We start from the raw sequence: 18819 nt of genomic DNA, 5'->3' as shown, positions 1-18819 counted from the left end.
GAGAATCCACGCGTGCCATGGGTAGCGTCAATCTGGTGATCGACGCTTCCGTGTCGGTGCTGCACAGTAGTCTGGAAATATGGTGAGCAACTGGGACAAACTGGACCCCGAGCAGCGCGAATCCGTGCAGGCAAACGTGGAACTCTACGAACGCGTACGGCCCGCCCTTAAGCTCGTCACGCGGGATGTCCTCCTCACCCTGAGGGACATGCTGAAGGACAGCGAATCGGTCCCCTTGTTCGTTACCGGCCGCACCAAGACAGTGGAGTCGTTCCGGGAGAAGATCTCGCGGACGGAGGAGCCGCTGGAACCGGGCGGGCCGCTCCTGCTCAAGTTCCCGGACCCCTTCCGCACATTGAACGACATGGTGGGGATACGGGTCATCACAAAGCTTCCGGCGGAAAATGCCGCGGTGGCCAACCTCATCAAGCGCCAGCGCCAGCTGTTCGACTGCCGCGGAGACCGCGAGAAGGACATCGGGTCCATCGAATCAGGAACCTATGGCTATTCCAGCCGCCACCTGATCCTCCGCACCATCCAGAACGAGGCCGTCAAGGAATACCAGAAGGCCTTCAACCCGGACATTCCCCCCAACGGCAGCTACTTTTTCGAGTGCCAGATCCGCACTGTGTTCGCCCACGCCTGGAGCGAAATCGAACACGACATCCGCTTCAAGGCAGACGACCCCCGAGCCTGGACCCCGCATTTCGACCGCCAGTTCACTGCCACGGCGGCCATGCTTGAAACTGTCGAGACCGCCTTCGCAGACCTCCATGAACGCTACGAGGAGGTCCGCGGCTACTGGGACGTGGACGGGGAGGGTTCCATGCCGCTCACTCCCAACCGCATTCGTGACGTCTGGCGTACGCTCCTGCCCCACGTTGACCGTAAAGTAGATGACGATTGGGGCTGGGCTTCCGAACTCCTGGCTGCCCACGGCTTGACCAGGACAGTGGAACTCGCCGGCCTGCTCAGTGCGAACAGGATCACCGAAGTCCGCAAGGCCCTCGACCACCGCTACTCCCCTGGTCCGGACCGGCTGCTGGATGACCTCCTGCTCTGGCAGTACGGGACCCGCCACATCGACCTCACCGCCGAGGCACCCGACGTCGTTCCCCATCCGCGGCGCGACAGCCTCCAGCGGCGCCTCAAACAGATTGAGCGTTACCGCCAGACCGCAAGTTAGGAATCCATGCCCACACCAGAGCAGCTTCAGTCCCTCCGCGCCACCTTGCGCTCCCCTGGGAGGCTGAAGACAGAGGCTCTGGCCGGCCTGGTGGTGGCCCTGGCCCTGATTCCGGAGGCCATCGCCTTCTCGGTGATCGCGGGAGTGGATCCGCGCATAGGGCTCTTTGCCTCGTTCACCATGGGCGTCACCATAGCCTTCGTCGGTGGGCGGCCCGCCATGATTTCGGCGGCCACAGGTGCCGTGGCGCTGGTGATCGCTCCCGTTATGAAGAACTATGGGCTGGACTACCTGATTGCCACGGTGATCCTGGCCGGTGTCTTTCAGATCCTGCTGGCCCTGGGCGGAGTAACCCGGCTAATGCGGTTCATCCCCAGGTCGGTGATGGTGGGCTTCGTCAATGCCTTGGCAATCCTGGTTTTCATGGCGCAGCTTCCTGAACTGTTTGATGTTCCATGGATGGTCTATCCGATCGTTGCGGCGGGGCTGCTCATCGTCGTCGGCCTGCCTCGGATCACGACGGCGGTCCCGGCGCCGCTGGTGGCGATCGTCGCGCTCACCCTGTTTACCGTGATGGCCAATGTGGACGTCCCCACAGTCCGGGACAAGGGAGAGCTCCCGGAAAGCCTGCCCGGCTTCTTCCTGCCCCAGGTACCGCTGACCTTCGAGACATTCCAGATCATCGCACCGTTTGCTTTGTCCATGGCGCTGGTGGGCCTCCTGGAATCCCTCATGACGGCCAAGCTCGTGGATGACATCACGGATACCCGCTCTGACAAAACCCGTGAATCCTGGGGACAGGGCGTTGCGAACATCGTCACGGGTCTCCTTGGCGGCATGGGTGGCTGCGCCGTCATCGGGCAGACCATGATCAATGTAAAAGGCTCGGGGGCCAGGACACGCCTGTCCACGTTCCTGGCCGGTGCGTTCCTGCTGGTCCTCGTGGTGCTCCTCGGAGATGTGGTGGGCTTGATTCCCATGGCCGCCCTGGTTGCCGTGATGATCTTCATCTCAGCCATCACATTCGACTGGCATTCGATCATGCCGGGAACCCTCCGAAGACTGCCCAAATCGGAGACGGGCGTTATGCTCACCACTGTCGCCGTAGTGCTGGCCACTCACAACCTGGCGATCGGCGTCGGGATCGGCGTCCTGACCGCCATGGTCCTCTTTGCCCGGCGGGTGGCGCACTTCGCCACGGTAAAGCGGAGCGAACGGCGAATCGACGGGCAGACAGTGGCAACGTACACGGTCAATGGAGAGCTCTTCTTCGCCTCGTCCAATGACCTGTACACCCAGTTCGACTACGCGAAGGATTCCTCTGAGGGAATAGATCGAGTGGTCATCGACCTGCACGCGTCCCACCTTTGGGACGCCTCCACGATTGCCGCCCTGGATTCCGTGACCGAGAAGTACCGCAGGCACGGGCGAGAGGTGGAGTTCATTGGCCTCAACACGGCCAGTGAAGAGATGCGCGAACGGCTCGCCGGCAAGCTCGCCGCCGCGGACTGACGCCCCTTCCCTTCCCCATGTAACTCGCAGTAGTGGTCGTTAAACGCGCTTTTAGCGACCACTACTGCTAGCCAGTTGGGTGGGCACGCGCAGACAGTTAGCGCCGGCCCTTCTTGCGTGAACCGCGGCCTCGACCCTTGTCCGGATTCGGCGCGTAGCGCTGCGGCACCGAAGATTTTCCCCCGGAGCCCTTGCCCGTGCCCGTGCCGCGGCGGTCCGGCATCGGCGCCTTTTTCGGCTTCTCCTGCTGTGCCGAAGGCTGGCGCGAGCTCTGGGCGGTTCTGCCACGCACAATCCCGACAAATTCCTCAATCAGAGAATCTGTGGAGTCGCTGGGCCACGCCAAGCCGATCCTGGTAGCTGGAGCGCCCGTAAGGCGTCGCGCGACGGTCTCCTTGTTATTGAGGTGCCGCGCCACAGGCATGGGAAGGATCACCAGCCCGACGCCGGAGGCCACCACCTGCAGCGCTATGTCCGCGCCGCCCAGCTCCTCGACGTCCAGGAAGGTCTCGTCCGAAAGGTCCTCGAGGGCGACCTCCTCGAACACCGAGATCTCGTGGCCTTTGGGGGCCACCACGGCGGGCTGCTCTTCGTAGAGCGGAATGATACTAAGCCCCTCCCCGTCCACGGGGAGGCGGACGAAGCTGAGGTCAGCGGAACCGTCACGCAATACCGCCAGCTGCCCGCCGTCGTCGGACAGGAAGGAGTGCAGCGGAACCTCCGGCATCCTCTCCTCCCAGCGGCGGATCCATTTTCCGGGAGTCACACCGCTCACATACGCGAAGCGCAACTCCCGGCGTTCAGGACGGGAAGGCTCGGCGGATTCTTCTTCAGGGAACACACGTTCACAGTACCCGCACCTCTTCCCGGATGGTTCCTTGGGAACCAGGGAGAGGCACAACCGAGGCTTCCCTTCGTGGCGGATACCCTTTAACCATGACCTCAACGAACTCCCAGTCCATGAAGCCGGCAACAGTTGCCAAGAAACTCGGCATCTACCTGCCCGCGACACCCCAGGAGTTCCAGGAGTCGACTATTTCACGCGCCGATTTCGCCGAACTCCAGGCGAATCCGCCGGAGTGGCTGGCCGAGCTGCGTCGTAACGGACCGCACCCGCGTCCCGTCGTGGCCCAGAAGCTGAATATTTCCATCAGCGGCCTTGCCCGCGGCGGGATCAACGAGCCGCTTACGACGGCGGAAATCACCGCGCTGCTGCAGGCCCCGCCCCAGTGGCTGGTGGTGGAGCGCGCCACGCATGCGGCCGTCCGCTCAGAGGCCAAGCGGATCAAGGACGAGGCTGCCAAGAAGCAAGCCAAGAAGAACCGCGCCTAGCCTGCTCCACATGCGCCGCGATTCGCAGCGGCCCGCCGACGGCACTGCCGTGATCCCCCGTCCCGCGCCATAATGAAGTGAAGACGGCGCTTAGGCCTGCCGAGTGTTCCAGCCGAATGTTCAAGGCAGTTCCGGCGCCAAGTGGGTAGGTGTGCTGGAGGTGCCGCTATGGCAAATGCCATGCAATTGGCCGGCTGGCAGATCGCGCTGTGGGCTGTTGTTTTGGTCATCGCGGTGGCCATGACTACGCTTGCCGTCCTTAAAGCGATCGGACCGTCTGCCGGTTCCGAGCCGGACGCCGCGTTTTGGAACACGTTCACGGGCCTCATGGTGATTGTCCCCGCCCTGGTTATTCCAGCGCTAGGCTCACCCCTGGTCGGGCTGCTCCTGCTGTCCTTGGCCGTGGGAACCGCCGCAGCCGCCGTCGCCGGACGCCGGAAGCTTGACCGAATTCGACAGGAGCGCCCGGCAAACCGTCCCGGCTTCCAGGCTGCTTCCGAGCGGCACGGCGCCCTCCTGCAGCGCTGGCAAGGTTATGAGCTTGATGCGGCCAAAGCCATCGACTATCCGGGCATGATCGACGTTCGCCTGCCCGAGACAGCCGCCCTGATCCGCTGCCTGGAGTATGCGGAACAGTGCCGCATCACGCCAGGGACGGATTACCCCAAGGCTGTTGAGCAACTGGAAGAGGCGCTGACTGCAGCTGAAATGGCGGCGGGGGTGCCTGGCGAGGACGTGCCACCCGCCCGGACCACTGCTTCCGCACCAAGGACCATTCCCGGAGCAAAGACCATTCCTGAATAATTGTTGAACAATTCCTTGCGCAGATTGTTCAACAGTCTGTATCGTTACCGGTGACAATCTGTTGTGACTCCAGTCACCCGCACCCTTTGGACGGACCCATGGAAAGCACCGCAACTATCCAGCTCAAGCCGACAACCAGCAAGCGCTCCGCCCTGCTCGGGGCCATGTTCCTCATGGCAACCAGCGCCATTGGCCCGGGCTTCATCACCCAGACTGCCGCGTTCACCGTGCAGCTGGGAGCTGCCTTCGCCTTCGCCATACTAGTGTCGATCCTTGTGGACATCGCCGTCCAAACCAACGTCTGGCGAGTGATCGGCATTTCCGGGATGCGCGCCCAGGAGCTAGGCAACCACGTCCTTCCGGGTATCGGCTGGTTCCTTGCCGGCCTGGTGTTCCTGGGCGGACTGGTCTTCAACATCGGCAACATCGCCGGGACCGGCCTGGGTACCAACGCCATGATGGGCCTCGATCCGAAACTCGGCGGCGCCATCTCCGCCGTCATCGCCATCCTGATCTTCCTCAGCAAGAAGGCAGGCGTGGCGCTGGACAAGATCGTGGTGATCCTTGGCGCCGTCATGATCCTGATGACGCTGTACGTCGCTATCGTTTCCGCCCCGCCCCTGGGTGAAGCGCTGAAGAACACCGTAGTGCCGGAGAAAGTGGATTTCCTGGCCATCACCACCCTGATCGGCGGCACGATCGGCGGCTACATCACTTACGCCGGAGCACACCGCCTGCTGGACTCAGGCGCTACTGGCGTCCGCCACGTCAAGGAAATCACCCGAAGCTCCATCCTGGGCATCCTCGTAACGTGCGTTATGCGCATCCTGCTCTTCCTGGCCATCTTTGGCGTTGTGGCTGGCGGTGTGGCCCTGGCAAACAACAACCTGGCGGCGTCCGCATTCCAGTCTGCAGCCGGTGAAATCGGCCTGCGCATGTTCGGAGTGATCCTGTGGGCGGCCTCCATCACGTCCGTCATCGGCGCCGCCTACACCTCGGTGTCCTTCGTGACGAAGTCGACCACCGGGGGGCGTACCCGGAACCTCATCACCGTGGCTTTCATCGCTTTCTGCGCAGTGGCCTATCTCCTGATCGGCCAGGCCCCGCAGCAGCTGCTGATCTTCGCAGGGGCCTTCAACGGGCTCATCCTCCCGGTGGGCTTCGCTGCCCTGCTGTGGGTTGCGTGGCGACGCCGGGACCTCCTGCACGGCTATGCCTACCCCAAATGGCTCCTGATCATCGGCGCCCTGGCCTGGCTCCTGACCCTGTACCTCGGCTGGAACTCCCTGGCCGGCCTCGGCAAGCTCTGGGCCTAGGAGGCCGCCATGACCATCCCCACGAACCATTCGGCCGCCGTCGTACTGCCGGAAAATCCGGCGCTGCCAGAAAACCCAGCGGCCTTGTCACCAACTGAAGCGCGGTCGCTTTTCCGGAATGGCCTGGTGACGCCAACCGCGGGCTGGAGCGCCGGATATGCCCAGGCGAACTTGATCATCGTGCCCAGGTCCCAGGCATTCGACGTGCTGCTGTTCGCGCAGAGGAACCCCAAACCGTGCCCCATCCTGGGGGTGCTCGACGCCGGTGAAACCAGCGGCGCGCTGCTGGCCGGAGGCGACATCCGTACCGACGTGCCCCGCTATACGATCTACGAAAACGGCGTGAAAATCGATGATCCAACAGACATCAAAGCTTATTGGCGCGATGACCTGGTGACGTTCATCGTGGGCTGCAGCTTCACCTTCGAAGCCGCCCTCCAGGAAAACGGCATCCGGATTGCCCATATCGACCAGGGCGTGAATGTGCCGATGTACCGAACCTCGGTCAGATGCGAGCCCGCGGGCTCCATGGCAGGGCCGCTGGTAGTTTCAATGCGTCCCATCCCGGCGTCCCAAGTGGCGGACGCCGTCCGCATCACGTCCCGCTACCCCGCGGTGCATGGAGCACCAGTCCACGTCGGGAATCCGGGCGAACTCGGCATTGCTGACCTGTCCAGGCCGGATTTTGGTGACGCCGTCACCATTCCTGAAGGCCATGTGCCCGTGTTCTGGGCTTGCGGCGTCACTCCGCAGGCTGCCGTGATGGAGTCCCGGCCCGCTCTGGCGATCGGGCATGCACCCGGCTATATGCTCATCACGGACGCGCGGGACAGCTCCTACCAAGTGCCCTAGCCGCTGATTCCCTGGTTACTGCGTTCGTCCACATTGGCCGGAAGGGCCCCGATGTGGACCAGCAGCTCGTGCTCAGCTGCGTCGAGGTATCGGCGCAGCTCAGTGGCAGCTTCTTCGCGTTGGCCTGCCCTTATCTGAGCTACGAGGGCTGCGTTCCGCTCCACGTAGTGGCTGTGGAAGTCCGGTGTTGTTGCCATGGCATGGAAGACCAGGCGCATCTCGGCGAGGACCTTTTCCATGAGTTCGTCCAGCGAGGCGCTTCCGGCTAGTCCCACCAAGGCCTTGTGCAGCTCCTGGTTTGCGTCGGCCATACCTGGAACCGACCCGGCCTCGCGCGCTTTCCGCGCCTTGTCTATGATGGCGTCCAGGCCCGTAAGCGATTCGCCCGCAGCCTCACCCCACAACACGGCCGCAGGTTCGATGAGCCGCCTGACGCGGTAGATCTCCCGGACGTCGTCCGCACCGGGCGCCGCCACGAAAACGCCGCGATTGGGAATGCGCTGGACCACGGATTCCCCGGCAAGGACGGTGAACGCCTCGCGCAGTGTATTCCGGGAAACGCCAAGGGCTTCAGAAAGCTTCTGCTCTGACAGCTTGGTGCCCGGCGGGAGCTGCCCGGCCGAAATCCGCGCCCGAAGCACCCCCGCTACCCAGGCGCCGGTGTGGGCGTGGGTGGCCTGGCCGCCTTCGGCGATCCCTTGCAGTGCAGTGTTCATGGGCATGATCCAAATCTACCGAAGTCAAGTAGTTCCGGTGTTGACGGCGAAGGGATTTACGAACGACCGCGCCGTCACGCAACACCATGACACCATTCCTCGTATGACTCTGCGCCTGTTGCTGATTGCCGACACCCACGTACCAAGCAGGGCCAGGGATCTCCCGGCGCAGCTCTGGAACGAAGTCGAGCGGGCCGACGTCGTTTTCCACGCCGGTGACTGGACCTCGCCGGAGCTGCTGGATGCCCTGGAAGAGCGCAGCCGAAGACTTGTTGGCGTGTATGGAAATAACGACGGCGAAGTACTGCGCCAGCGCCTGCCGGAAAAAGCGCACGTCACGCTGGACGGTATCCGCTTCGGCATGATTCACGAAACGGGTCCCGCGAAGGGTCGCGAAGCACGCTGCATCGCATTGTTTCCGGATTCCGATATCCTGGTCTTCGGGCATAGCCACATCCCGTGGGACACCACCGCCCCAGGAGGACTCAGGCTTCTGAACCCTGGTTCGCCCACCGATCGCCGCCGTCAGCCTGCCTGCACATACATGGTTGCGACTGTCGCCAAAGGGCAACTGGGCGACGTCGAACTGGTCACCGTGGTCAAGTAGCCGGCTCAAGTAACGGCATCTTTCCCAGGCCCCGCATCAGTCCTAAAATAAGGCTGGCCGCCTCGGACGCGCGGCCCTGCTCACGGATAGCCGCTAAAGGCTTGCATAGCTTTCAGGCTGCCCCGCACTCAAAGCTACTGGCTGGGGCTGGCACCCTTAACTGATCTTCTCAAGCAAAGAAGAACGAGCATGTTCATTCGCCGATTAGTGGCAATTCTCCTGACCACCCAGAGCTACGAAACAAGCAGTCCCGGCCAGGCCGGGCCCACAGACAGCCGGCAGGCCCTCGAGGCACAGGCCCAGGCGATAAACGCCCACGATGCCGGCGCTTTTGCCAGCTTCTATGCGGACGACGCCGTCGTCGTCGATCCGCAGTATCCGGAACCGTTGCGTGGCCGGGCGGCGATCGAGCAGGACGCGGGGGTGTTCGTCAAGGCATTTCCGGACCTCCAGTTCTCGCTCACGAGCATTCTGGTCGACGGTCAGATGGTCGCCGGCGAGGGCACAATCGCCGGCACGAACAACGGTCCGCTCCCATTGCCTACTGGAGAAGAGATCCCGGCAACTGGCCGACGGCTGGAGTTCCCCATGGCGTTCTTCAGCCGCTTGGACGAAGCCGGCAAGATTGTCGAGGAACGCCGCTACTACGACCTCGCGAATCAGCAAACGCAACTCGGCCTGGCCTAGGTGCCTTGCCAGGGATTGGTGACTGGCAGCGGTAAGGTGAGCTCGGCGTCGTCCTACGGGGCGGCGCCGAGCGTCTATGAACACCTTTGGACCTGAGCTGACCGCCTAGCCAATTTTAGCCAGGACGTCCCCGCGGACGACGGCGGTGCCCGGGTGCTGCGGGCCACGCGCCAGGGTGCCGCCCCTGTGAGCGGGGACACTGGTCTCCATCTTCATCGCTTCAAGCACGGCAATAGGCTGACCCGCTTCAACGATCTCCCCATCCTCGGCCAGCCACTTCACAAGGGAACCCGACATCGGCGAGGCGAGTTCGGCGTCGTCCTCTGCAGCGGCGACGTCGAGGACTCCGGGCCGACCTGCGGAGCCGCCGCCGCCATTGAGCAGTGCCTCAAACAACCGGACGGGCAGGCCGAGCTGAACCGCCTTGCCGTCCAGTTCCACGGTGAGGGTGCTTCGTTCGGTACCTGGGGCCGAACGGGCGATCTCGGGAGACGTCGCCAGGGGCTCGGCGAATTCAGTCTCGATCCAGGTAGTGTAGACGCCCAGCTTGTCTTCAGAGGTGAAGGCTTCATGCCGTACGACGGCGCGGTGAAAGGGAAGTACCGTGGGCAGGCCCTGGATCCGCATTTCATCCAATGCAGCCCGTGCGCGCCGCAGGGCCTGCTGCCGGTCCTCGCCGCGGACAATGAGCTTGGCCATCAGGGAGTCGTATTCACCGGGAACAAGGGAGCCGGAACGTACGCCGGTGTCGACGCGGATGCCGGGACCAGTGGGCGCTTCGAAGACTTCCACGGTGCCGGGGCCGGGGAGGAAGCCCCGCGCAGGATCCTCGGCATTGAGCCGAAACTCGAAGGCGTGGCCAATAGGTTCGGGATCCGCTGCCAGGGTGAGGGCGCCGCCGGAGGCGATGCGGAACTGTTCCCGCACCAGGTCCACGCCTGAGGTCTCCTCCGTGACGGGGTGCTCCACCTGGAGGCGGGTGTTGACCTCCAGGAAGGAAATGGTGCCGTCGGTGGCGACAAGGTACTCAACGGTGCCGGCGCCGTGATAGCCGGCCTCCCGGCAAATGGCCTTGGCGGATTCGTGGATGAGGCGTCGCTGTTCCGAGGTGAGGAACGGAGCGGGAGCCTCCTCCACCAGCTTTTGGTTGCGTCGCTGCAAGGAGCAGTCACGGGTGCCGAGGACCACCACGTTGCCATGGGTGTCCGCGAGGACCTGCGCCTCGACGTGTCGTGGCTGGTCAAGGAAGCGTTCAACGAAGCATTCGCCACGACCGAAGGCAACGGTGGATTCACGGACCGCCGATTCGAAAGCGTCCTCAATGTCTTCTAGCCTGCGGGCGATCTTCAGCCCGCGGCCGCCACCGCCGAACGCCGCCTTAATGGCGACAGGCAGACCGTGTTCCAGGGCGAAGGCCAGTACTTCCTGGGCGTTGGCCACGGGGCCATCGCTGCCTGGAACCAGCGGTGCGCCGGCCCTAACCGCGATCTCCCGGGCGGTGACCTTGTTGCCGAGATCGCGAATGGCCTGCGGGCTGGGGCCAATCCAAGCCAGGCCCGCGTCCAGAACGGCCTGGGCGAAGTCGGCATTCTCGGACAGGAAGCCGTACCCGGGATGCACTGCATCTGCGCCGGCCCGGCGGGCGACGGCGATCAGCTTGGCGATATGGAGGTACGTCTCCGCCCCGGAGGTCCCGCCCAGGGCGTAAACCTCGTCGGCAAGCCGAACGTGAAGGGAATCGGCGTCGGGATTGGCGTAGACCGCTACCGATACCAACCCTGCGTCAGTGCAGGCACGGGCGATACGGACTGCGATCTCGCCGCGGTTGGCGATGAGGACCTTCTTCATGTGTAACTTCCTTCGGGAACGTGAACGGGGCCGACGGCGACGGCGGCAGGGTTTAAGGGTGCGGTAAAAGAGGTATGGCTGAAGGGAGTTGCGATGGGCGCAAGGGTTTCGGGGTCCACGACGGTAAAGCGCACCCGCTGGTCCGGCGGCAGTTGCGCGGCGACAGGGAGGTCTTCCGGCACGACGACGGCTATCACCGGGTAGCCGCCTGTCACCGGGTGGTCCGCGAGGAAGAGGACCGGCTCTCCGTTGGGCGGTACCTGGAGCGAACCGGCTACGGCACCCTCGCTGGGCAGCTCTCCGTCACGACGACGTTCAAGAACCCTTCCACCCTCCTTTTCACCAGCCGGGCTGACGGGTGCCAGCCGCAGGCCAATGCGGTTGGACTGCTCGGTGACAAGCCAGTCCTGCCCGCTCAGGGTTTCCAGGGCATGGCCATGGAACCAGTCATCGCGCGGACCCAGCGTGACACGCAGGCGTGCGGCGTCCTTCCCCAGTTGGAGCGTGGAGGTTTCGGGCGATCCCACCAATTGGTAGGTCGGCACCGGGCCGACCGGGAGCAACATGCCCGTCTTCAACGGTGCGGGTCCGATGCCAGACATCGAGTCGCTGGACCGACTGCCCAGGATCGGCGGAACGTCCACTCCGCCACGGACCGCGACGTAGCTCCTCAGTCCTGCGGTTGGAGCCCCCAAGGTCAGCGTCTCGCCGTCGAGCAGGGCGAACGGGGCGCAGAGGGAAGGGCGGCGTGCGGACGTGGATGTCGTAATCGTCAGCGGAACGAGTGCGCCGGTAACGGCAAGCACCTGATCGCCACGGGCTCGGAGGACCAGTCCTCCAAGGACGTTCTCGACGACGGCGGCCGTGCTTCCGTTGCCGACGAGCCGATTGGCCTGGCGCGCCGACCGCTGGTCAGCGGCGCCGGAGGCTGAGACGCCCAGGTCGCCGAGCCCGGGCCTGCCGAGGTCCTGAATGAGGGACTGCAGCCCGGGAGTGTCCACCAGCAGGTGCCCTCCCTGCAGTTCCGCGCCGTCGGACTGTGTTTCCGGAGCGGACACCTCGGCAGGGGCAACCGAAGGGGCAGCCGACTGGGACATCACGTTGGCCGACAGCTCAATGGAGTCCCGGACAGCAACGTACTTCACCCTGTCGCCGGGACGCACGAGGGCGGGGGATTCACGGCTAAGGTCCCACATGGCTGCCGTCGTATGTCCGATCAGCTGCCAGCCGCCGGGAGACTGCCGTGGGTAGACTGCGGCAAATTCACCGCCGAGTGCCACGGAACCTGCCGGGACTGCCGTGCGGGGAGAACTGCGGCGGGGCACGTCCAAGCGGCGGTCCTCGCCTGCAAGATAGGTGAATCCCGGCGCGAAGCCGCCGAAGGCAGCGGTCCAGGTCTGCCCGCAATGGGCGGCCACGACGCCGTCGGTCCCCAGGCCGGTGAGACGGCCCACCTCCGCCAGGTCCTCGCCGTCGTACACCACCTCAATAATGACCTCGCGGCCGCCGTCCCTGCTCGTTTCAGTCAGATCCAGATGCCCGACGGCGTTGCGCGCGCCACGGGTGTCGGCCGCGGAGGCGAACTTGAGCAGCACGGTGGCAGCGGCGGCGACGGCGTCGAGCTGGCCCGGAAGGGGCTCGGCGAGCAGCCTGGCATGGAGCGCGAGCACAGAGCCGAGGTCCGTCAGTTCCACCAGGAGCGCGCGCGGCCCGGCCCAGCGGATGCCCGTGATACTCATACAAAACTCCGGACGGCGACGCCCGCCTGCTCAAGGCCTTTGCGGACGGCGCCGGCCATGGCAACGGCGCCGGCAGTATCGCCGTGGACGCAGATGCTTTCGGCGTCAATGGTCAGGAGGGAGCCATCGCGGGCGACGATCTTTCCTTCGGTTGCCAGGCGGACCATGTTCTCGGTGATGGCCTGGTCATCGTGCAGAAGTGCGCCTGCCTCCCTCCGCGAAACCAGCGTGCCGTCGGGGTTGTAGGCGCGGTCTGCGAAGGCTTCCGCAACAGCGCGGAGTCCTCGCAGCTCCGCCTCTGCAAGCGCCACGGAGCCGGGCAGGAGCAGCAGCGGCAGTCCGGGACTGAAGGCGTGCACTGCGTCAACAACGGCCTTGGCGTGTACTTCGTGGTGAACGATTGTGTTGTACAGGGCGCCGTGGGGCTTGACGTACTTGATCTCCGAGCCGGCCGCAAGGGCCAGGGCCTGGAGCGCGCCGAGCTGGTAGAGGACGTCGTCGGCGAGTTCGGTGGCGGAGCAGTCAAGGAAGCGCCGGCCGAAACCGACCAGGTCCCGGTAGCCAACGTGTGCCCCGATTGTCACTCCGGCCGCCACTGCGTCGCGACAGGTCCGGGCTATGGTGCTGGGGTCGCCGGCATGGAAGCCGCAGGCAACGTTGGCGCTGGAGACGTACTGGAAGATGGCGGCGTCGTCGCCCATGGTCCAGTTCCCGAAGGATTCTCCGACGTCGCTGTTCAAATCGATGAAAGGCATTGTGACCCCCGTCTCAGATTGGATGCTGTACCAATCATGCCCGATTTCCTCAGATTGTTCAACAATCTTCAGAGAAGGCGGTATTTCGGGATCCTTAGACGTCAGCGAGGTGCGAGATCTCGGCGCTTTGGCTTACTCAAAACGCCGAGATCTCACCCCTCGCGAACGTGGGCAAAGAGTTACCGTCCGACGGCGGCAAGTCCTCCGCGGACTTGAGCCTCGGCAGCCACAATGCGGGCCGCCGTCGACTGCCCCATACGCACTGCACCATCAACATGCTGGTAGCCCTCGGCGGCAAGGTCCGACGAGGACCAGTAGATCGGCCCGACGGGAACATGCTGGTCCTTGCCGTAGCGGTGGAGACCGCCAAGGTCGTAGCTGGAGGCGTAGGCGCCGCGGGTCCACTCCTCTGAGCCCCAGTCGGACTCGTAGTAGACCTCGGGCTCCAGGGCCTTGCCACCGAGGAAGCCCGCGATGGATTCCAGGACGGCGCGCTTGCGGTCCTCGGCGCTCAGCGCGAAGACCTTGTCCGCCTTTTCGTCGGAGATGAAGCCCACCAACGTTCCTCGATGGTCTCCATAGTTGGTGTTGTCGTACACCTCCTGCACGAGGGAACCGGCGCTGAAGCCTGTTCCGGACAGTCCTTCTTCCCGCCAGAACGGCGAGCCATAAACGGCGTGAACCTTGATGACCAGGCCCAGGGACTGGTGCTGGTGCATCTGGTGCTGGCGCCGCGGCAGCGGAGGCTCGAACGACACCCGTGAGTACAGGTTCGGCGGAACCGCCATGATCACGAACCGCGCGTTGACGGTGGCCCGCTCCGAGACGGCCGTGACCTTGTGCCCATTGCCGCCGTGGGACTCCCAGCGGATGGTCCGCACCGGGCTGTTAAGGACGACGTCGTCGCCCAACTCCGCGGCGAGGCGCAGCGATACCTGCTGCATGCCGCCGATGACCCGCTTGTCCAGGATGAAGTCCTCATCCGTGAGGTGGGTGAAGGACCCGGCGGATGCTGCCATCAGGACGGCCTGGAGGGCTGAGAATGAATGGGCTGGTTTGGTGAGCATTCCGCCCGCGATGAACAGCCCGATGTTGTTGCAGGCCTCCTCGTCAGCCGAATGGAGGCGAAGCCAGTGATGGAACGACACTGTGTCCAGCTCACGGGCCTTGGGATGGGCCCATGGCTCGGTGGGGCCGATTTCGGCCGCAAGTCCATCCAGGATGGAGACCAACTTGTCCATTTCGGCGCGGGTCTGGTCAGTGACAGGGAAGGTGTCTCCGGCATAGCGGATCGGGTTGCCGTCGGGACCGAGGTAGACTGAATCGCCTTCGCGATACCGGGAGTACAGCTCCAGTCCCAGTTCATCGAGCAGTTCCATGAGCGCCGTTTGGTCCGGCGAAACCCACTGACCGCCGATTTCGAGCATGGCGCCCTCAATGAAGTCGGTCCAGGTCCGCCCGCCGACGCGATCCCGTGCCTCGAGCACGGCGACACTCAGGCCGGCCTTCTTCAGTTCGCGCGCAGCCGTCAGCCCTGACGGTCCCGCGCCGACGATTACTACGTCGCGTTCAAGATTCAGCATGATGTCCTCTCCGGCCGTCTCGATGACCGGTCCAATATTCCCAAGCATAAAATGAATGCCATTCATTTTATTGCAACTATAGACGTCCCGGCACCGGGATGGGAAGTCCTGGTGGAATAATGCTGGGAACGGCAGCAGAAAGGCCCGCGATGCCCGCACCAACCCCAGCCCCGAGCGACGCCAAGGCGCGCCGACGTGCTGGTCGGCCAACGGCGGCAGTCCTGGACCAGGCCGGCATTACGACGGCGGCCCTGCGGCTCATCGGCAAGAGCGGCTACGACGGCCTCACCATGGCGGCACTTGCCCGCTCACTGAACGTGGCGCCGTCGGCCTTGTACAACCATGTCTCCTCAAAGCACGACGTCCTCATGCTGGTGGAGGACCACCTGGCTGCGATGGTGGACGTCTCCGCCTTTGGCCGCGAACCCTGGGGTGAAGCGGTGCGCCGCTGGGCATGGTCCTATCGTGAAGTGTTTTCCCAGCACACGCCGCTGATTCCCGTGATCGCAGTCCTGCCGGTGGCGGACGCGCCGAAGACCCTGGCTATGTACGAGGCCGTGACGGCGGGCTTTCGTGAAGCCGGTTTCCCCGAGGAACGGATCATCTCCGCGATCGTGGCCCTTGAAGCCTTCATCTTCGGGGCGGCCTACGACGTCAACGCTCCGGAGGACATCTTCGACGCAGGCAGCCTCGCCGGGCAGACCCCCTACTTCACCTCCGCCGTCGCGCGCCTGGCCGAACAGGGCCACGCGCGTCCGGCCGACGTCGCCTTCAACCTGGGACTGGAAGCCCTGATCTCGGGCTTCGCTGCCCTTATACCGTAAGGGCCGGCTGATAAGGGCCGTCTGATGCCGCAGGGGCAGCCGCTACGATTGAAGCCGTGCCGTCCCCTAATGTTCCGGTTACGCAGGAGGATGCCCGGCCCTCCCTTCGCACCTCCTCAGCTCCCCTGTATGCAGCCGGCTTCGTCACCGCCTTTGGTGCCCACAGCATCGCGGCCGGCATGGGAGCCGAGAGCGAGAACATTGGCCTGACGCTCCTCAACCTCGGCATCCTGCTGGCGATCTACGACCTCTCGGAGGTTTTCCTCAAGCCCGTCTTCGGCGCGTTGAGCGACCGGATCGGCACTAAGCCCGTCATCGTCGGAGGGCTGCTGGCGTTCTCGGCCTTCTCCCTGATTGGGCTATGGGCTGCCGATCCGCTCCTGCTGGGCCTCGCCAGGCTGTGCCAGGGCGCTGCGGCGTCGGCCTTCTCCCCGGCAGCCTCGGCAACGGTCGCACGCCTGGCAAGGGGCACGAAGGCGGGTACCTACTTTGGCCGCTACGGCTCCTGGAAGAGCCTGGGCTATGTCCTGGGACCGCTGCTGGGGAGTGGCCTGATCCTCCTGGGCGGACTCCCACTGCTTTTCGCCGCACTGTCGACACTTGCCGCCGTGACTGCCATCTGGGTCATGCTCCGCCTGCCCGCACTGGAACCCCTTCCCCGAACGCGCTACACAGTGCTGGACCTGGGCCGCCAGCTTGTCGAGCGCAGGTTCCTGATTCCTACCCTGGTCCTCGCTGCCTCCACCGCCGCCCTGGGTGCGGCGATCGGCTTCCTTCCCGCGCTAGCCGTGCGTCACGACCTGGATCCGCTGGTCGGGACAGCCGCCGTCAGCGTCCTGGCCGTCGCCTCCGTCTTGACCCAGCCCTGGATTGGCAGGCTCCGGGACCACAACCGCCTGAGCGACTCGCGGGGAATGACCATGGGGCTCCTGCTCAACGCCGGCGGCATCGCGATCCTCGCCATTACGCCGGGGAGTTTCACGATTTTCGTTTCGGCCATCATGATCGGTGCGGGCGTGGGCGCAGCAACGCCCCTCGGTTTCGCCCACCTGGCAGACAGCACTCCCCCGGAACGCATGGGACGGACCATGGGATCGGCCGAGCTCGGGCGGGAACTGGGCGACGCCGGAGGGCCCCTGCTGGTTGGCGGCGTGGCTATGCTGGCCGGACTTCCCCTTGGATTGGGAGCGCTGGCACTTTGCGTGGCCGCAGCGAGCACACCACGCCTGGCATCGAGAGCACGGTCGTCGGACCGCCGGTCATTAAACCGCCGATGAGCGGGCCACCGGTGATCAGAGCCATCCTGGTGATCGAGCCTGTCGAGATCCAAAACAAAAAACCCCGGTCCGAAGACCGGGGTTTTCGATTGCGTGCGCGAGGGGGGATTTGAACCCCCACGCCCTTTCGGACACTGGCACCTGAAGCCAGCGCGTCTGCCGTTCCGCCACTCGCGCGCAACTCCCTCAGCCGGATTCCACCGGTTTCCCAAGTGTTCATCCGCCTAAAAGCAGCGAGATCAAGCATAACGGACAATTGAACCAAAACGCCAATCGGGTGCCGGGGCCTGTTGATTCCCCGGAAATTCCGCGATTTCAGCCTTGAAAACGGGACGCTTTCCGGGCAGGGATCCGAACTTTTACAATGCCCCAGCCGTTGTGGATTAAGGTCATTCGCACTCTTGGACAGTAGTATCGGATGTAAGAGAGGGCGCTCTGCGTGTGCTTCGGCGTGTGCTGACGCGGCCTCACGAAGGCAACTGCAACTGACAGGGCATGCATCCTGCATGAGACCCGGCTGCGCGGACCGAGGAGAAAGGAGAAGGACCATGGGACTGCTGGACAAAGTCGAGCGCGGCATCGAAAAGGCCGTCCGCGGCGTCTTCTCCACGGGTTCGCGCGCCCGGGTTGAACCGGTGGAGATCGCCAGTCGGCTGCGCCGCGAGCTGGACAACAAGTCCATCACCATCGCTGCGGGCCGGACCTTGGCTCCAAACATCTTTGACGTCCTGCTCAGTGAAGAAGACTTCGGACGGGCGCAGGAGTGGGGCACGCCCCTTGCCGAGGAACTCTGCGACGTCGTCATCCAGCACGTCCGCAGCCAGGGTTACACCCTCCAGGGCACGGTCAGGATTTCCTTCCGCCGCGAAGACTCACACCGGGCCGGCGATTTCGAGATCGTATCGAAGATGGAAAAGACCACAGGAAGTCCTGCTCCCTCGGCGCCCCGTCCGCCTCGAGCAAACGTGCCGGCCGCACCAACCCGCGAGCCCACACGCCTTCAGCCTGTCCTGGATATTGCAGGCCAGCGCTATTCCCTGAACGCCCCGGCCGTCGTCCTGGGACGATCCTCGGAAGCCGACATCCTGGTCGATGACACAGGGGTCTCGCGCAAGCACCTTGAAATCCGCACCGAGGGCGGCAGTACGCATGCTGTCGACCTCGGCTCAACCAACGGCAGCTACGTCAACGGCCACAAGGTCAACGGCAGCGTGGAACTCACGGACGGTTCCACCATTACGATGGGACGGACCAAAATCATCTTCCGCCTCCTCCCGGTGACCACTGGTGGCCGCGCATGAGCGAACTGACTATCACTGTCCTGCGCTTCGGATTCCTGCTGCTGATCTGGATCCTGATCTTCAGCATCGTTTCCGCGATGCGCCGCGACCTCATGATCGGGCGAAAGGCCGCGACGGGAACTCCCACCGCACGCCAGGTGCGGAAGAACCCGGACCTGGCTTCGGCCAAACCCCAGCCGGTCAAGCAGCCGCCGCGTCAGCTCGTCGTCGTCGAGGGACCGCTCAAGGGAACCACCTTGCCACTCGCCGCCAGTCCCATACTGCTTGGCCGGGCGCAGGAGGCCACGCTGGTCCTGGAGGACGATTATGCCTCGGGCCGGCATGCCCGGCTTTTCCCCCAAGGCAGCCGCTGGTTCATTGAAGACCTCGGCTCCACAAACGGCACCTACCTGGCCGATCAGCAGCTGACCCGCGCACTACCGGTTGAGCCTGGTGTTCCCGTGAGAATCGGCAAGACGGTCATTGAATTGAGGGCGTAGC

At 64.3% G+C, this 18819-nt stretch carries 18 protein-coding genes and 1 tRNA gene; 12 read left to right on the top strand and 7 right to left on the bottom strand.

The features are described from left to right. Positions 1–79 precede the first annotated feature (79 nt). The gene (locus tag J7E82_RS15640) at positions 80–1186 is read left to right on the top strand and encodes a GTP pyrophosphokinase family protein (RefSeq protein WP_214864236.1); all 1107 of its coding nucleotides are present in this window, start codon (positions 80–82) and stop codon (positions 1184–1186) included. Positions 1187–1192: 6 nt separating this feature from the next. Then, on the top strand, positions 1193–2698 hold the full coding sequence (locus tag J7E82_RS15635; protein ID WP_214864234.1) for a SulP family inorganic anion transporter: 1506 nt from the start codon (positions 1193–1195) through the stop codon (positions 2696–2698). A gap of 97 nt (positions 2699–2795) precedes the next feature. Here the strand turns inward: J7E82_RS15635 and J7E82_RS15630 are convergent, their stop codons facing one another. Next, complete coding sequence (locus tag J7E82_RS15630; RefSeq protein ID WP_214864232.1) at positions 2796–3539, bottom strand: LysR family transcriptional regulator substrate-binding protein; 744 nt, start codon at positions 3537–3539, stop codon at positions 2796–2798. 95 nt (positions 3540–3634) lie between these two features. Here J7E82_RS15630 and J7E82_RS15625 point away from each other — a divergent pair, with 95 nt between their 5' ends. The 4 genes from J7E82_RS15625 (at position 3635) to J7E82_RS15610 (ending at position 7002) form a co-directional block, all read left to right on the top strand. Beyond that, positions 3635–4030: a DUF5997 family protein gene (locus tag J7E82_RS15625; protein ID WP_214864230.1), complete on the top strand. Its 396-nt coding sequence runs from the start codon at positions 3635–3637 to the stop codon at positions 4028–4030. A gap of 168 nt (positions 4031–4198) precedes the next feature. Next, positions 4199–4834, top strand: a complete 636-nt coding sequence (locus tag J7E82_RS15620; protein ID WP_214864228.1) for a hypothetical protein — start codon at positions 4199–4201, stop codon at positions 4832–4834. A 98-nt stretch (positions 4835–4932) separates the two neighbouring features. After that, positions 4933–6150, top strand: coding sequence for an NRAMP family divalent metal transporter (locus J7E82_RS15615; protein ID WP_251041969.1), 1218 nt, complete (start codon positions 4933–4935; stop codon positions 6148–6150). A gap of 9 nt (positions 6151–6159) precedes the next feature. After that, on the top strand, positions 6160–7002 hold the full coding sequence (locus J7E82_RS15610; protein WP_214864226.1) for a putative hydro-lyase: 843 nt from the start codon (positions 6160–6162) through the stop codon (positions 7000–7002). Here J7E82_RS15610 and J7E82_RS15605 read toward each other — a convergent pair. Beyond that, positions 6999–7724, bottom strand: a complete 726-nt coding sequence (locus J7E82_RS15605) for a GntR family transcriptional regulator (RefSeq protein WP_374223623.1) — start codon at positions 7722–7724, stop codon at positions 6999–7001. The two genes, J7E82_RS15610 and J7E82_RS15605, sit on opposite strands and share 4 nt — an antisense overlap. Before the next feature lie 97 nt (positions 7725–7821). Between J7E82_RS15605 and J7E82_RS15600 the strand changes: the two genes are divergently transcribed. Both J7E82_RS15600 and J7E82_RS15595 read left to right on the top strand, forming a co-directional pair. Further along, the gene (locus J7E82_RS15600; RefSeq protein WP_214864318.1) at positions 7822–8325 is read left to right on the top strand and encodes a metallophosphoesterase; all 504 of its coding nucleotides are present in this window, start codon (positions 7822–7824) and stop codon (positions 8323–8325) included. Between the two features lie 189 nt (positions 8326–8514). Continuing rightward, positions 8515–9012, top strand: coding sequence for an ester cyclase (locus J7E82_RS15595; RefSeq protein WP_214864224.1), 498 nt, complete (start codon positions 8515–8517; stop codon positions 9010–9012). A 105-nt stretch (positions 9013–9117) separates the two neighbouring features. Here J7E82_RS15595 and J7E82_RS15590 read toward each other — a convergent pair whose 3' ends face one another. From J7E82_RS15590 to J7E82_RS15575, 4 genes are all read right to left on the bottom strand, one after another. Beyond that, positions 9118–10860 carry a biotin carboxylase N-terminal domain-containing protein gene (locus J7E82_RS15590; RefSeq protein ID WP_214864222.1) on the bottom strand — a complete coding sequence of 581 codons (1743 nt, stop codon included), beginning with the start codon at positions 10858–10860 and terminating at the stop codon, positions 9118–9120. After that, positions 10857–12599: a 5-oxoprolinase/urea amidolyase family protein gene (locus J7E82_RS15585; RefSeq protein ID WP_214864220.1), complete on the bottom strand. Its 1743-nt coding sequence runs from the start codon at positions 12597–12599 to the stop codon at positions 10857–10859. The genes J7E82_RS15590 and J7E82_RS15585 overlap by 4 nt, the downstream gene beginning before the upstream one ends. Further along, a complete protein-coding gene (locus J7E82_RS15580; RefSeq protein WP_214864218.1) occupies positions 12596–13354 on the bottom strand; it encodes a LamB/YcsF family protein in 759 nt (252 codons plus the stop codon). Before J7E82_RS15580 ends, J7E82_RS15585 begins: the two co-directional genes overlap by 4 nt. 179 nt (positions 13355–13533) lie before the next feature. Further along, on the bottom strand, positions 13534–14985 hold the full coding sequence (locus J7E82_RS15575) for an NAD(P)/FAD-dependent oxidoreductase (RefSeq protein ID WP_214864316.1): 1452 nt from the start codon (positions 14983–14985) through the stop codon (positions 13534–13536). Positions 14986–15056: 71 nt separating this feature from the next. Between J7E82_RS15575 and J7E82_RS15570 the strand changes: the two genes are divergently transcribed. Further along, positions 15057–15761 carry a TetR/AcrR family transcriptional regulator gene (locus J7E82_RS15570; protein ID WP_214864216.1) on the top strand — a complete coding sequence of 235 codons (705 nt, stop codon included), beginning with the start codon at positions 15057–15059 and terminating at the stop codon, positions 15759–15761. A 56-nt stretch (positions 15762–15817) separates the two neighbouring features. Then, positions 15818–17038 (top strand): MFS transporter, encoded by a 1221-nt coding sequence (locus J7E82_RS15565; protein WP_214864214.1) that lies wholly within the window; start codon positions 15818–15820, stop codon positions 17036–17038. Between the two features lie 94 nt (positions 17039–17132). Here J7E82_RS15565 and J7E82_RS15560 read toward each other — a convergent pair. Further along, positions 17133–17215: transfer RNA gene (locus J7E82_RS15560), tRNA-Leu, on the bottom strand. Between the two features lie 371 nt (positions 17216–17586). Here J7E82_RS15560 and J7E82_RS15555 point away from each other — a divergent pair. Together J7E82_RS15555 and J7E82_RS15550 are read left to right on the top strand one after the other, a co-directional pair. Continuing rightward, entirely contained in the window at positions 17587–18339 is a 753-nt protein-coding gene (locus J7E82_RS15555) for a DUF3662 and FHA domain-containing protein (protein ID WP_214864211.1), read from the top strand. Next, the gene (locus J7E82_RS15550) at positions 18336–18818 is read left to right on the top strand and encodes an FHA domain-containing protein (RefSeq protein ID WP_214864210.1); all 483 of its coding nucleotides are present in this window, start codon (positions 18336–18338) and stop codon (positions 18816–18818) included. The genes J7E82_RS15555 and J7E82_RS15550 overlap by 4 nt, the downstream gene beginning before the upstream one ends. The last annotated feature ends 1 nt before the right edge of the window (position 18819 follow it).

The sequence above is a fragment of the Arthrobacter sp. ISL-30 genome, assembly GCF_018613855.1.
GTDB lineage: Bacteria > Actinomycetota > Actinomycetes > Actinomycetales > Micrococcaceae > Arthrobacter.
Note: the sequence above shows the minus strand (reverse complement) of the source record. Positions and strands in the feature narration are given on the sequence as shown.

What these genes read in the sequence shown, in the direction of transcription:
- J7E82_RS15575 (WP_214864316.1), bottom strand. Translation starts at nt 14,985, where the DNA reads ATGCTTGGGAATATTGGACCGGTCATCGAGACGGCCGGAGAGGACATC.
- J7E82_RS15595 (WP_214864224.1), top strand. Translation starts at nt 8,515, where the DNA reads ATGTTCATTCGCCGATTAGTGGCAATTCTCCTGACCACCCAGAGCTAC.
- J7E82_RS15625 (WP_214864230.1), top strand. Translation starts at nt 3,635, where the DNA reads ATGACCTCAACGAACTCCCAGTCCATGAAGCCGGCAACAGTTGCCAAG.
- J7E82_RS15550 (WP_214864210.1), top strand. Translation starts at nt 18,336, where the DNA reads ATGAGCGAACTGACTATCACTGTCCTGCGCTTCGGATTCCTGCTGCTG.
- J7E82_RS15635 (WP_214864234.1), top strand. Translation starts at nt 1,193, where the DNA reads ATGCCCACACCAGAGCAGCTTCAGTCCCTCCGCGCCACCTTGCGCTCC.
- J7E82_RS15570 (WP_214864216.1), top strand. Translation starts at nt 15,057, where the DNA reads ATGCTGGGAACGGCAGCAGAAAGGCCCGCGATGCCCGCACCAACCCCA.
- J7E82_RS15620 (WP_214864228.1), top strand. Translation starts at nt 4,199, where the DNA reads ATGGCAAATGCCATGCAATTGGCCGGCTGGCAGATCGCGCTGTGGGCT.
- J7E82_RS15605 (WP_374223623.1), bottom strand. Translation starts at nt 7,724, where the DNA reads ATGCCCATGAACACTGCACTGCAAGGGATCGCCGAAGGCGGCCAGGCC.
- J7E82_RS15640 (WP_214864236.1), top strand. Translation starts at nt 80, where the DNA reads ATGGTGAGCAACTGGGACAAACTGGACCCCGAGCAGCGCGAATCCGTG.
- J7E82_RS15580 (WP_214864218.1), bottom strand. Translation starts at nt 13,354, where the DNA reads ATGCCTTTCATCGATTTGAACAGCGACGTCGGAGAATCCTTCGGGAAC.
- J7E82_RS15610 (WP_214864226.1), top strand. Translation starts at nt 6,160, where the DNA reads ATGACCATCCCCACGAACCATTCGGCCGCCGTCGTACTGCCGGAAAAT.
- J7E82_RS15590 (WP_214864222.1), bottom strand. Translation starts at nt 10,860, where the DNA reads ATGAAGAAGGTCCTCATCGCCAACCGCGGCGAGATCGCAGTCCGTATC.
- J7E82_RS15600 (WP_214864318.1), top strand. Translation starts at nt 7,822, where the DNA reads ATGACTCTGCGCCTGTTGCTGATTGCCGACACCCACGTACCAAGCAGG.
- J7E82_RS15555 (WP_214864211.1), top strand. Translation starts at nt 17,587, where the DNA reads ATGGGACTGCTGGACAAAGTCGAGCGCGGCATCGAAAAGGCCGTCCGC.
- J7E82_RS15615 (WP_251041969.1), top strand. Translation starts at nt 4,933, where the DNA reads ATGGAAAGCACCGCAACTATCCAGCTCAAGCCGACAACCAGCAAGCGC.
- J7E82_RS15585 (WP_214864220.1), bottom strand. Translation starts at nt 12,599, where the DNA reads ATGAGTATCACGGGCATCCGCTGGGCCGGGCCGCGCGCGCTCCTGGTG.